Below are 12,730 nucleotides of genomic sequence, written 5' to 3' on the forward strand. Positions count from 1 at the left end.
GCGTTGTGCGCACCGGCTACGGAGACGCTTTAGGATAAGAGCGTCGCGGCTACGACCGCATGGATGCAGGAGGTAGAGCGAGGCAGGATGCCCGAGCCGAAAGCCCCCCACGGTCACGGCGCGTTTTGTGGGAGGGGCTTTAGCCGCGACCGGGTGAGGCTCGGTGCGCACGGCGCACCTTACGGCTCACGGTCGCCTTCAGCTCTGCGGATAGCGCGCGCGGGGGGTGGCCATCGGCACCTTGTCACCATCGAGCGGCAGGAAGCTGCCCAGCTCGGCGTCATAGGCCTTGATCTGGCTGGTTTCGATGTCATACACCCAGCCATGGATGAACAGCTGGCCGCGCGCCAGCTTGGCCGCCACCGAAGGGTGGGTGCGCAGGTGGTCGAGCTGGGCCACCACGTTCTCCTCGGTCAGCACGGCCAGCGCTTCCTGGTCACTGCCGCAGTTGCAGTTCTCCGCCACCACGGTACGAGCGACCTCGGCATGGCGCAGCCAGGCCTTGACCGTGGGCATGGTTTCCAGTGATGCCGGGTTGAGTACCGCCTTCATCGCGCCACAGTCGGAGTGGCCGCAGATGACGATGTGCTGCACGCCCAGGGCCATCACCGCGTATTCGATGGCGGTGGAGACGCCGCCCATCATCTGCCCGTAGGCCGGCACCACGTTGCCGACGTTGCGGTTGACGAACAGGTCGCCCGGCGAACTCTGGGTGATCAGCTCGGGCACCACGCGCGAGTCGGCGCAGGTGATGAACATGGCGCGCGGGTTCTGGGCGGTGGCGAGCTTCTTGAACAGTTCTTCCTGCTGCGGGAACACCTCATGACGAAAGCGTTTGAAACCATCGACGATGCTCTGCAGCGCCTGGTCGGCGGTTTCGTTGCCCTCGTGGGCCTGAAGCGGAATCACCTGATGTTTGTAAGGCATGCCCTGAACCTCTGTTATCTGAAAGACGCTGCTAGAACGACAGCCGCTGCCGGGGAGGAGTCACACGCAAGTGTCACCTTCGGCAGGCCGAGCGACAACCGGCGGGTTGTTCCAGGTGCAGGGTGAGGACTGTCGTGGCACAGGTTCACAGCAGGCTCAGTTGCGCGCCGGGCGGGCAGAACTGCGAGCAGTCGAGCGTGACGCTGTCGCGGCGGTCCAGGCCGAGCTTGCGCCGTGCCAGGCGAAAGCGTTGCGCGAGCAGCTCGGCGAACTGGCCCTCGCCGCGCATGCGGCTGCCGAAGCGGCTGTCGTAGTTCTTGCCGCCGCGGCTCTGGCGGATCAGGCTCATGACATGGGCGGCGCGCTCGGGGAAATGCACCTGCAGCCACTGCTCGAACAGCTCGGCGATCTCCAGCGGCAGGCGCAGCAGCACGTAGCCGGCCGAGCGCGCGCCGGCATCGGCTGCGGCTTCGAGCAGGGCTTCGAGCTCCATGTCATTGATCATCGGAATCATCGGCGCGCACATCACGCTCACCGGCACACCGGCCTCGTGCAGCGTGCGCATGGCGCGCAGACGGGCGGCCGGCGCTGCGGTACGCGGCTCCATGATGCGTTTCAGCTCGTCGTCCAGGGTGGTCAGGCTGAAGGCGACGCTGACCAGGTTGTGGCTGGCCAGCTCGCTGAGCAGGTCGAGGTCGCGCAGGATCAGCGAGCCCTTGGTGATGATGCTCAGCGGGTGCTTGTAGCGCAGCAAAATCTCCAGCGCCTGGCGGGTCAGGCGCTGTTCGCGCTCGATCGGCTGGTAGGCGTCGGTGTTGATGCCCAGGGCAATGGGTTGCGGTACGTAACCCGGCTTCTGCAACTGCTCTTCCAGGCGCTCGGCCAGGTTGGTCTTGGCGATCAGGCGGGTCTCGAAGTCGATGCCCGGCGACATGTCCCAGTAGGCATGGCTGGGCCGGGCGAAGCAGTAGATGCAGCCGTGCTCGCAGCCACGGTAGGGGTTCACCGAGCGGTCGAAGCCGACATCCGGCGAGTCGTTGCGGGTGATCGCCGTCTTCGCCTTTTCCTTGCGCACCTCGGTGGCGCGGCTTGGTGGGGTTTCGTCCTGATACCAGCCGTCGTCTTCCTGCTCCGAGCGGGTCGGCGCATAGCGGTTGTGCGGGTTGCTGGCGGTGCCGCGACCGCGCGTGGGCAGATTCAGGGCCATGGGAAACGCTCCATATACTGTATGGATAAACAGTATATGGATTGATCGGTCCGCGCCAGTGCTGCGCGTCGCTCAGTCGTCCTCTGCGACAGGTGGAGGCGGCGGCGTGAACGGCTCGATCAGGTACTGGCGGCCATGGCGGCGGCAGTCTTCCAGGGTGCCGTTGGCGTCGCGACGGGTGACCAGGAAGGTGCTGCCCTGCGGATCATCGGCGTCGATCACACCTGTCTGCAGATCGACGGCCTTGTTGAGGTACCACTCGAATTCATCGTCTGCCCAGTCGCTGCCGCCATGCCAGCGCAGGATCAGGCCGCCCTCGCGCCAGTGCACGGAGGCGAACGCCATGCCGTCGGGCCAGCGGTAGCCGAGCATGCAGAAGTGGTTGCGGGCGCCATGTGCCTTCTGCGACTGCAGCAGGACGCGCGGTTCGGACTCCGGGTTCTGGTAGGGCGGCGTCGTCGCGGTATCGAAGCGGGCGGTCATCCCGGCGTAGATCGAGGGGCCGAAATCGGTGGCGATGGCGAGCGGCGCGGCACCGAGCAGGGCCGCGCCGACCAGGCGTGCGAGCGTGCGCATGGACATCCTTGTGAGGGTGATCGATGCCCGCACGCTAGCGCATCGCGGGGGTGTTCAGGAAGCCGTCCTGGCCTCGATCACCTCGGCTTCCGGGCGGCGCGCATAACGCTGCGCCAGTACCGCGCAGACCATCAGCTGGATCTGGTGGAACAGCATCAGCGGCAGGATCAGCACGCCGATGGTACTGCCGGCGAACAGCACCTGGGCCATGGGCACGCCGGTGGCCAGGCTCTTCTTCGAGCCGCAGAAGAGGATGGTGATGCGGTCTTCCTGATTGAAGCCCAGCCACTTGCCCTGCAGATGGGTGAGCAGCAGTGCCAGGGCCAGCAGCACGCAGCAGGCGAGCACCAGAGCGAGCAGGGTGACCAGCGGCACTTCCTGCCACAGGCCACCGATCACCGCGGCGCTGAAGGCGGTGTAGACCACCAGCAGGATCGAGCTCTGGTCCACGTACTTCAGCCAGCTCTTGTTGCGATTCACCCAGCCGCCGATCCAGCGCTGGGCGATCTGCCCGAGCACGAAAGGCAGCAGCAATTGCAGGCTGATCTTGCCGATGGCATCGAGGGTCGAGCCGCTGTCGCCTTCCACGCCCATCAGCAGCGCCACCAGCAAGGGCGTGAGGAATATGCCCAGCAGGCTGGACGCTGCTGCGCTGCAGATCGCCGCCGGGATGTTGCCGCGTGCCAGCGAGGTGAAGGCGATCGCCGACTGCACCGTGGCCGGCAGTGCGCACAGATAAAGCATGCCCAGGTACAGCTCGTTGCCGATCAGTGGTGCCATCAGCGGTTTGAGCAGCAGGCCGAGCAGGGGGAAGAGCACGAAAGTGCAGGTGAACACCAGCAGGTGCAGGCGCCAGTGCCCGGCACCAGCGAGGATGGCCTGGCGTGACAGCTTGGCGCCATGCAGGAAGAACAGCAGGGCGATGGCCAGGTTGGTGATCCACTCGAAGACCACGGCGACCTGGCCGCTGGCGGGCAACAGGGTGGCGATCAGCACCACGGCGAGCAGGGTCAGGGTGAAGGCATCAGGCAGCAGACGGCGCAGGAACATGGCGAATCTCGGGCTTGCGATACAGGAGGACGCCAGACTATCGTCGTCGAAAAATTCCGGCTAACGCCAAAGAGCCAGCAAGTGTCGCCAAACAGACATCCGGATACCGTCCATCGCAGCCTGCCCGAGCTGCCCAGCCTGCCCCGACCGCTCTATGGGCGGGTCGAGTCGCTGACCAACCGGGCGCTGACTTTCCGCCATACGCATCCCTGGGTACAGCTGTCCTATGCCATCGCCGGGGTGCTCGAGGTGCAGACCGCCGGAGCGCGCTTCGTCGCCCCGCCGCAGCGCGCGGTGTGGGTGCCGGCTGGCGTCGAGCACCGCGTGTTCAGTTCGCCGCGCACCGAGATGCGCAGCCTGTATATCGACAGCGGCGCGGTGCCCTGGGGCCCGCACGAATGTCGGGTGTTGGCAGTCAGCCCGCTGCTGCGCGAACTGATCCGTCGCTTCAGCGCTCTGCCGGCCGAGTACGACGAACAGGGCGCGCCGGGTCGGCTGGCCGCGGTGTTGCTGGATGAGCTGCAGGCCGCGCCGGCAGTGGCGCTGATGTTGCCGCTGCCACAGGACGCGCGGCTGCGCGAGGTGTGCCAGGGACTGCAGGATGCGCGCCTGCGTCAACTGGGGCTGAGCGAATGGGGCGAGCGCCTGGGGGTTTCGGAAAAGACCCTGAGTCGGCTGTTCCTGCGTGAAACCGGCCTGAGCTTCCGCGCCTGGCGCCAGCGTCAGCGTCTGCTCGATGCCTTGACCCCGCTTGAGCAGGGCGAGCGCGTCACCGACGTGGCGCTCGCCTGCGGTTACGACTCGCTCTCGGCCTTTATCGCTGCATTTCGCCGCCAGTTCGGCGCAACACCGGGAGAGTTTTTTCGCGAGTAAGGTCGAGGTAGGTGCAACTCGCCTGCATCATCGGCGCAACGCGTTCCATCGTCTGGTGGGTTACGCGACGCGCGACCTCTATTGGTGCTTGCGAGATCGATGCTAGGCGCCACTAACCGCCCTACGAATATGCATGCCGCCAAGGCAATATGCGGCATGCCATCCCCGGATTGCATCCGGGCTACGCGCTGTATCGATCACCACGATTAGTAGGGTGGGTTAGCCGCTTGTCCCGGGGGTTGAAAAAACCGCTGTGTCTGCTGCGGCGTAACCCACCATCGGCGCAACGCGATCCATCGCCTGGTGGGTTACGTGGGGCGGCCATCCGAGCGCGCCACCTTTATCGGCGCTTGCGGAATCGGCGTTCTGCGCCGCTAACCCACCCTATGGAACTACCGAGCGGCCGCTGTGTAGCCCGGATGCAATCCGGGGCAGCGTACCGAGCATTTCCCTACATCGTTACTCGCTGGGTTTCTTCAATTTGGGATTGGGGAAGAACTGCACCGCCTGCACATTGGGATCGGCCGCCTTGGGCTTGAGGCCGCTGACGTTGACCCGGGTCGGCAGCTCCTTGGGCACCGAGTTACCGCGCGCGTCCAGGGTGTCGGCGTAGCCGCACTTGACGCATTCGCGGTGCGGCACGCCGTCGACGTTCCACATCTTGATGCTGTCGGTCTCGCTGCACGCCGGGCACACGGCTCCCGCGATAAAGCGTTTCGGGGTGCTGTTCACAGGCGCATCGCTCATGCGGCCTCCTGGCTCAGGCCGAGGTGGCGCAGCAGGGCGTCGATGCTCGGCTCACGGCCGCGGAAGTCGACGAACAGCACCATGGGTTCCTGCGAGCCGCCACGGGCGAGGATCGCTTCGCGGAAGGCACGGCCGGTATCGGCGTTGAACACGCCTTCTTCCTCGAACTTGGAGAAGGCATCGGCGCTCAGCACTTCGGCCCACTTGTAGCTGTAGTAACCGGCCGCATAGCCGCCGGCGAAGATGTGCGCGAAGCCGTTGGCGAAACGGTTGTAGGCCGGCGGGCGCAGTACCGAGACCTCATTGCGCACGCCTTCGAGCACGTCCAGCACGCTGCGGCCGTCGCCGTGGCTGGCGTGCAGCTCGAAGTCGAACAGCGAGAACTCCAACTGACGCACCATCATCAGCCCGGACTGGAAGTTCTTCGCCGCCAGCATCTTGTCCAGCATGGCCTGCGGCAGCGCCTCGCCGGTTTCATGGTGGCCGGAGATCAGCGCCAGGCCTTCGGGCTCCCAGCACCAGTTCTCCATGAACTGGCTGGGCAGCTCGACCGCATCCCAGGCCACGCCGTTGATGCCCGAGGCGCCGGCGTGCTCGATGCGGGTCAGCAGGTGATGCAGGCCATGGCCGAATTCGTGGAACAGGGTGGTGACCTCGTCGTGGGTCAGCAGCGCCGGCTTGCCGCCGACCGGCGGGGTGAAGTTGCACACCAGGTTGGCCACCGGGGCGATCAGCTGGCCCTGGGCGTCGCGGCGCTTGTCGCGGGCGCCGTCCATCCAGGCGCCGCCGCGCTTGTTGGCGCGGGCGTAGAGGTCGAAGAAGAAGCGCCCGACGTGCTGGCCGTTCTCGGTGATCTCGAACAGGCGCACGTCCGGATGCCAGGTGTCGAAGCCCTTCAGCTCGCGAATCTCGATGCCGTAGAGCTTCTGCACGATGGCGAACAGGCCGCTGAGCACCTTGTCCACCGGGAACCAGGCGCGCACCTCTTCCTGGGAGATGCTGTAGCGCTGCTGGCGCAGCTTCTCGCTGTAGTAGCCGACGTCCCAGCTTTGCAGGTCATTCAGGCCCTGCTCGGCGGCGAAGGCTTTCAGCTCGGCCAGGTCCTGCTCGGCGAAAGGTTTGCTGCGCACCGCCAGGTCGCGCAGGAAGCTCAGCACCTGGTCGGTGGATTCGGCCATCTTGCTGGCCAGGCTCAGCTCGCTGTAGTTGGCGAAGCCGAGCAGGCGCGCCAGCTCCTGGCGCAGGTCGAGAATCTCGGCCATCAGCGGGCCGTTGTCGTTCTGCCCGGCGTTCGGCCCCTGGTCGGAGGCGCGGGTGCAGTAGGCGGCATACACCTCTTCGCGCAGGGCGCGGTCGTCGGCGTAGGTCATCACCGCGTAGTAGCTGGGGAATTCCAGGGTGATCAGCCAGCCATCCAGGCTCTTGGCCTCGGCGGCCTGCTTCATCTGCGCCTTGGCCGAATCGGTCAGGCCGCTCAGCACGGCTTCGTCGGTGATGTGCTTGGTCCAGGCCTGGGTGGCGTCGAGCAACTGGTTGGAGAATTTGCTGGTCAGCTCGGACAGACGCATCTGGATTTCACCGTAGCGCTTCTGCTGCTCGGCCGGCAGGTCGATGCCCGACAGGCGAAAATCACGCAGGGCGTGTTCGAGGATGGTCTTCTGCGCCACGTCGAAACCGGCGGCCGCCGGGCTTTGCGCCAGCGCCTCGTAGGCCTGGAACAGCGGCTTGTTCTGGCCCATTTCGGTCCAGTACTCGGACAGCTTGGGCAGGCAGGCCTCGTAGGCGGCGCGCAACTCGGGGCTGTTGCACACCGAGTTGAGATGGCTCACCGGGCTCCAGGCGCGGCCCAGGCGTGCGCCCAGTTCGTCCAGCGCCAGCACCAGACCGTCCCAGCTCGGGTTGGCCTGCTGCGCCTCGAGCAGCTTGGCGATGGCGGCGCGGCTGTCCGCCAGGATCTGGTCGACGGCGGGCTCGACGTGCTCCGGTTTGATCTGCGAGTAGGGCGGCAGGTCGAAGTCTTGCAGCAGGGGATTGTTCGCGGTCACGACGAGGCACCTGTGGCGAATGAAGATAGGATTGTGACCCCGGGGCCTTGCTGAATAATCCCCAGGGAGATGACAACCGACATGGGGCTCATCTTAATTAGTATCAAGCCTTCCCGCAGCCTTGGAGATTTCTATCGTGGCGATTCGCAGTTTCCAGCAACACACCCCGCAGCTCGGTGAACGGGTCTTTGTCGACGCCAGCGCGGTGGTGCTGGGCGACGTGGAAATCGGCGTCGACAGCTCCGTGTGGCCGATGGCGGTGGTGCGCGGCGACATGCACAGCATCCGCATCGGCGCGCGCAGCAGCGTGCAGGACGGCAGCGTGCTGCACATCACCCACGCCGGGCCGTTCAACCCGGCCGGCTATCCATTGATCATCGGTGACGAGGTCACCATCGGCCACAACGTCACCCTGCATGGCTGCACCCTGGGCAACCGCATCCTGGTCGGCATGGGCAGCATCGTCATGGATGGCGCGGTGGTCGAGGACGAGGTGGTGATCGGCGCCGGCTCCCTGGTGCCGCCGGGCAAGCGCCTGGAAAGCGGCTACCTGTACGTCGGCAGCCCGGTGAAGCAGGCACGCGCGCTGACCGAGCAGGAGCGCAGCTACTTCGCCTACAGCGCGGCCAACTACGTGCGGCTGAAGGACCTGCACCTGGTCGAGGGGTATGACGGTTGATCGACATCCGCCCCATCACCGCCGCCGATTTCGATCAGGTCTGGCCGATCATCCGTGACGTGGTGCAGGCGCAGGAAACCTACGCCTTCGACCCCGACATGGATAGCGACACGGCCTGGAAGCTCTGGGTCGAACTGCCGCGCGCCACCTTCGTCGCCGCAGAGGCTGGGCAGATTCTCGGCACCTACTACATCAAGGCCAATGCCGCAGGTCCCGGTGACCATGTGTGCAACTGTGGCTATATGACCGCTCCGGCTGCACGCGGTCGCGGCATCGCCAGCCGGCTCTGCGCCCATTCACTGGAAGTGGCGCGCGAGCTGGGTTTCAGCGCGATGCAGTTCAACAGCGTGGTGGCGACCAATACGGTGGCTGTGGCGTTGTGGCAGAAGCACGGTTTCGAGATCGTCGGCACCCTGCCCAAGGCCTACCGCCATGCCAGGTATGGGTTGGTGGATTGTTATGTGATGTTTCGCAGTTTGGTGGATTGACTGGGGCCGCAGACCGCACCTGCGCGTAAACCGAGCAAATGAGTAGCCTGGCTTGAGCACCACGAAGCCCGGGGAGCCCAACGTGGGTATCGTTTCGCTCCGACCCAGGCTACAGGTCTGACGCCGAACATCGACGCTGGACACAGTAGGGCGGGCTTAGGAGCGAAGCGCACACCCCGCCAGGTGTTGCCTATGTAGCAGTGAACGACGAAGCCAACCAGTGCGACGGCTTTCCGTATGGGTGTGGAAGGCCAGGCTGTCGCGCGCGCACATAGCAACGGGGAAGGCTCCGGTGCTTGTCATCTGTATGCAGTGCGGCAATGGCATCGGCATCTGCGGCCAGCAGCAGGTCGAGCGGTGTCTGGCCGTCGTGCTCCAGCTTGAGCAGCTTGTAGACATCCAGCGCGGCGGCATTGCCCACCACATCGCCGGCAAAGTCGTCGCCCAGGCAATGGCTGCCGACCAGCGCATGCTGCGGCAAGCTGTTCGGCAGGCAGTAGAGGTTGGTGCCCTTGGCATCCGGATGAATGGCCTTGAGCGTATGGGTCACCGCCCGGATCTGCCCGGCGCGGCGGGCGGCATCTGCCAGCCAGGCTGCCGGCTGGTATTGCTCGAGCAGGGTGGCGCGCTTGGGGTCATCATTGGCCAGACCTTCGAGCTTGGTGGCCAGGCGTTCGGCGATAAAACCTTGGATGAGATTGCGGATTTCGCTTTGTCGGTGTGGGGACGGGTCGTGCATAGCAGCGTGTCCTTATGCTGGGAGGCAATACGAAACGTAGCATTGTTTTGCCAGTATTTTTAATTGCCACCTGACTCAGAACCATTGAGCTATTTATGCTGCATTCACTTTTAAAAGCAGCATCTATACTGCAAAGAAATGCTTGTGAAGCTTAAAAGCTTCATTCAATAATGAAGCACATATGATTCGAATAAAATTTCTTTGCAGTACATAAGGCTCTTTTTATCCAATAGAGTCTTATGTGCTGCACTCTGGATAGAGCGAGTGAGGAGGCCCATGCGCAGCACAGTGCTGACCCAGATCAAACGCCGACGCCTGCAACTCGGCCTGAAAGGCACGGATATGCCGTTGCGGGTGGGGTTGAATCGCCAGCAGTACGGCAAGATCGAGAAAGACGGTAACCCCAGCCTGGCCACCCTGGACAAGATCGCCGAAGGCCTGGACGCCACTCTGATGCTGATCCCCAAGGAGCTGGCACGTCAGGTCGAGCAACTGCTGGAGGCCGGTCCCGCCAAGGCACAACAGAACTACGCCATGGACCGCTCGCCATCGTCTGCGCCTGGCGCTGGCGTCAAGGAAACCATCGAAGATCCCTGGCAAGAGCTGGGTGACGACTGATGGCCGGCGAGCAGGTTTCGGCACTCAGGCTGACGTTGCATGGGCAGTTGGTGGGTTACGTGGCCGGCTATGCACATAACCGCTCGGTGTTGTCGCTGGCGCCGTCGTTTGTTGAGGATGCCAACCGCCCTGCGCTGACCCTGTCACTGGCCAACCCGGCCACCTTCGCGGCCCGTGCGGGCAAGAGTTTCCCGGTGGCGACCAATATGCAGTTGCACCCGCTGCTGAGTAACCTGCTGCCCGAAGGCGCGTTGCGCCAGCTGCTGGTCCAGCGCTTGAAGGTCCATGAGCACAACGAGTTCCCGCTGTTGGTGCATCTGGGTGGCGACCTGCCCGGTGCGCTAATCGCCGAGCCGGTTGCTGCCGAGGCTATCCCGGATGCGGCCTTCGGTGACCGTGGGCGGCTCGACCGAGTGGCGGTGGATACCGTGGACCGGGTGGCGCATTTTTCCCTGGCGGGGGTGCAGATGAAGTTTTCCATGCACCAGCGCGATGGCCGTTACCAATTGGGGGATGCGGCGGCGCCCGGTGACTGGATCATCAAGACGCCCTCCACGGTGCATGATCATGTGCCGCTCAACGAATACACCTGCATGCACCTTGCGGCGCTGGCCGGCGTGGAGATACCGGAAATCCGCCTGGTAGAACTCGACAAGCTCGAGCGTCTGCCGCAGATCAAGCTGCCGGATGAAGGCTATGCCTATGGCATCCGTCGTTTCGACCGGGCCGAGGGCAAGCGCGTGCATGCCGAGGACTTCGCCCAGGTGCTGTTCGCCTATGCGGCGGACAAGTACCAGAAGGCCAGTTACGAACAGATCGCCCGGCTGACCTATCAGAACACCTACAGCGGCCAGCGCGACGCGGTGCAGATGGCTGTGCGCTTGCTGGTCAACATCCTGCTGGGCAACGGCGACGCGCATCTGAAGAACTGGAGCATTCTCTATCCCGATGGCGTGAACCCGGTGTTGTCGCCGGCCTACGACATCCTCTTCACCAAGGCCTATATCCCTGCCGAGCAGCAATACGCGCTGAACATGGCGCAGACCAAGCAGTGGTACGAGGTATCGCTCGAGCACTTCCGGCGCTGGGCCAAGCGTGCGGACCTGCCGGAATCGCCGATTCTCTACAACCTCAAGGCCGCCCTCGATAAGGCTCGCGCGCTATGGCCGGCAGCCCTGCGCGACAGCCCCATGCACGAAGCGCACAAGGCCGTATTGCGTGAGCACTGGCGGGCGCTGCATTCGGACTTTCGGATCGAAACTTAGGTTCGTTTCCCTATTGCGCTATCCAGCATCGACGCTGCTACCAGGAGCAGCGCCGCGCGGCGAATGTCGTGCAAACCGTCGTTTCTGCTGAATGGCTGCAATCGCTTCGGCCCGAGACGGGACTCCGACGGTGTCCGCTGGTGCATCGGCCGTCGGTAGCCTGAGGCGAGCATAGCGACGCCCAGAGCATCTTCTTCCGGGTATCGTTGCGGTGAATTTCTGAGCTGCCTACACGGCAGTGAAGTAGAGACCATAGCGGGCAATCCATTGCTTCTCAACGGATAAGCTTGTATCGCGGCTGTAGACCCTTTTCTCTGACCTATCGCCAAGTGCTTGATTTTCAAGGCTTGCAAATTGGCGGGCGGAAAAGGGGAGGCCGGTAAGGGTAAGGACGATAGGCGTATCGCATGTAGGGCCTGTCGTGCTTTTTACCGGACGGTCTGGCCGCTATCCTCCTGCATCTCTCTGGACATCACCCACGACAAGGATTTCCCATGACCCAGTCCAACCCATTCGCCCCCGAACAATCCGTGCCTAGCGCCGCCTTGCGACAACCGCCTGCCCTGCCTTTGCAACTGGCTGGCGTGATTCTGGCGGCGGGCCTGATCGGTGTTCTGGTTTCGCTGATCGGCGGGTTGGTCAACGTTGGCCTGAACGACTCCGGTGCCTGGTTGCGCTATGCGGCGGTGTACTGGATCACCCATCTGTTGATGGCCGGGCTGGGTGCCTATTGGCTGGAGCAGGCCTATCTGGAGCGTCATGGTCTGGAGGGCTATCGTCTGCCGGCTGGCTTGCTGGCCTGTTATGGCCTGACCTACCTGCTGCTGGGCTGGGCGATCGGTCATGTGAACGGTCTCCTCTATATGTGGATTTACGATCAGGTGGGCTTTCATGGTCTCCGACACTGGCTGGTGAATCTGGGCATGTGGTCGTTCGGTTTGCTGGGCTTCTGTCTGCAAGTGTTGTTGCCGCTCTGGCTGCTTTTGCATCTGTTGCGCGACAAGGTCGAGGCAGCCGTCGGCGCTGTACAGCTTTCGGCGGTCAGGCTGGCCTGCTGTTTCGCCTTGGCCCTGGCGGTGGCGTATCTGCAACTGGCGGGTCTGGCCACGCGTTTGTTAAGTGGGATGAACACTGGCTACTTGCTGGAGGGCTGGGAGGGTGCGATCAATCTGGCGCAGACAGTGGTCGTCGCACTGGTGGCATTCTTCGCAGCGCGCTCGGCGTTGCCGGAGCAGGTGCGCGGTTTCAGAGGCGGTCGCCTGGCGCTGGCAGTGCTGATCACGCTCGCGCTGTGGATAGGCAGTGCGCTGCTCGGCGCGATTGCCCTGGTGGCGCTGGTGCTGTTCGGCGGCGCCGGCGAGATCTTTCTGCTGCTGGCACTCGGGGTACTGCAACTGGCGCTGCTATGGCCATTCACCCGTCTCGGGCTGCGCTGGGGCTATCGCGCGCAAGCCGCGCAGGCGTGAATGGCTGGGCAAAGACGGGTATCCTTCGCCACCGCTCCAGTTGCGAATAG

Annotated in this window: 13 protein-coding genes; 6 read left to right on the forward strand and 7 right to left on the reverse strand. The window is 64.1% G+C overall.

Annotated elements, in window-relative coordinates; all coding sequences use genetic code 11:
- Positions 1-198: 198 nt before the first annotated feature.
- From BLS61_RS22535 to BLS61_RS22550, 4 genes are all read right to left on the reverse strand, one after another.
- Complete coding sequence (locus BLS61_RS22535) at positions 199-927, reverse strand: carbonic anhydrase (protein WP_090435052.1); 729 nt, start codon at positions 925-927, stop codon at positions 199-201.
- Between the two features lie 145 nt (positions 928-1,072).
- The gene (locus tag BLS61_RS22540) at positions 1,073-2,134 is read right to left on the reverse strand and encodes a PA0069 family radical SAM protein (protein WP_090435055.1); all 1,062 of its coding nucleotides are present in this window, start codon (positions 2,132-2,134) and stop codon (positions 1,073-1,075) included.
- A 72-nt stretch (positions 2,135-2,206) separates the two neighbouring features.
- Positions 2,207-2,710, reverse strand: coding sequence for a hypothetical protein (locus tag BLS61_RS22545; protein WP_090435057.1), 504 nt, complete (start codon positions 2,708-2,710; stop codon positions 2,207-2,209).
- Between the two features lie 54 nt (positions 2,711-2,764).
- Positions 2,765-3,760 carry a bile acid:sodium symporter family protein gene (locus tag BLS61_RS22550; protein ID WP_090435060.1) on the reverse strand — a complete coding sequence of 332 codons (996 nt, stop codon included), beginning with the start codon at positions 3,758-3,760 and terminating at the stop codon, positions 2,765-2,767.
- 81 nt (positions 3,761-3,841) lie between these two features.
- Here BLS61_RS22550 and BLS61_RS22555 point away from each other — a divergent pair, with 81 nt between their 5' ends.
- Positions 3,842-4,633, forward strand: a complete 792-nt coding sequence (locus BLS61_RS22555; RefSeq protein WP_090435063.1) for an AraC family transcriptional regulator — start codon at positions 3,842-3,844, stop codon at positions 4,631-4,633.
- A 459-nt stretch (positions 4,634-5,092) separates the two neighbouring features.
- Here BLS61_RS22555 and BLS61_RS22560 read toward each other — a convergent pair whose 3' ends face one another.
- Positions 5,093-5,380 (reverse strand): YheV family putative zinc ribbon protein, encoded by a 288-nt coding sequence (locus tag BLS61_RS22560; RefSeq protein ID WP_003241128.1) that lies wholly within the window; start codon positions 5,378-5,380, stop codon positions 5,093-5,095.
- The gene (gene prlC / locus BLS61_RS22565; RefSeq protein WP_090435065.1) at positions 5,377-7,425 is read right to left on the reverse strand and encodes an oligopeptidase A; all 2,049 of its coding nucleotides are present in this window, start codon (positions 7,423-7,425) and stop codon (positions 5,377-5,379) included. The genes BLS61_RS22560 and prlC overlap by 4 nt, the downstream gene beginning before the upstream one ends.
- A 136-nt stretch (positions 7,426-7,561) precedes the next feature.
- Between prlC and BLS61_RS22570 the strand changes: the two genes are divergently transcribed.
- Together BLS61_RS22570 and BLS61_RS22575 are read left to right on the forward strand one after the other, a co-directional pair.
- Complete coding sequence (locus BLS61_RS22570) at positions 7,562-8,104, forward strand: gamma carbonic anhydrase family protein (RefSeq protein WP_090435068.1); 543 nt, start codon at positions 7,562-7,564, stop codon at positions 8,102-8,104.
- Positions 8,101-8,592, forward strand: a complete 492-nt coding sequence (locus BLS61_RS22575) for a GNAT family N-acetyltransferase (RefSeq protein WP_208598836.1) — start codon at positions 8,101-8,103, stop codon at positions 8,590-8,592. Before BLS61_RS22570 ends, BLS61_RS22575 begins: the two co-directional genes overlap by 4 nt.
- Before the next feature lie 190 nt (positions 8,593-8,782).
- On the opposite strand, the gene BLS61_RS22580 is transcribed toward BLS61_RS22575, so the two are convergent.
- Complete coding sequence (locus BLS61_RS22580) at positions 8,783-9,331, reverse strand: type I-F CRISPR-associated protein Csy1 (RefSeq protein ID WP_244157998.1); 549 nt, start codon at positions 9,329-9,331, stop codon at positions 8,783-8,785.
- 276 nt (positions 9,332-9,607) lie between these two features.
- Here BLS61_RS22580 and BLS61_RS22585 point away from each other — a divergent pair, with 276 nt between their 5' ends.
- The 3 genes from BLS61_RS22585 (at position 9,608) to BLS61_RS22595 (ending at position 12,680) form a co-directional block, all read left to right on the forward strand.
- Positions 9,608-9,949 (forward strand): helix-turn-helix transcriptional regulator, encoded by a 342-nt coding sequence (locus BLS61_RS22585; RefSeq protein ID WP_090435071.1) that lies wholly within the window; start codon positions 9,608-9,610, stop codon positions 9,947-9,949.
- Entirely contained in the window at positions 9,949-11,214 is a 1,266-nt protein-coding gene (locus tag BLS61_RS22590) for a type II toxin-antitoxin system HipA family toxin (protein ID WP_090435074.1), read from the forward strand. The genes BLS61_RS22585 and BLS61_RS22590 overlap by 1 nt, the downstream gene beginning before the upstream one ends.
- 494 nt (positions 11,215-11,708) lie before the next feature.
- On the forward strand, positions 11,709-12,680 hold the full coding sequence (locus BLS61_RS22595) for a hypothetical protein (RefSeq protein ID WP_090435077.1): 972 nt from the start codon (positions 11,709-11,711) through the stop codon (positions 12,678-12,680).
- The last annotated feature ends 50 nt before the right edge of the window (positions 12,681-12,730 follow it).

Source organism: Ectopseudomonas guguanensis (assembly GCF_900104265.1).
Classification (GTDB): Bacteria; Pseudomonadota; Gammaproteobacteria; order Pseudomonadales; family Pseudomonadaceae; genus Aquipseudomonas; species Aquipseudomonas guguanensis.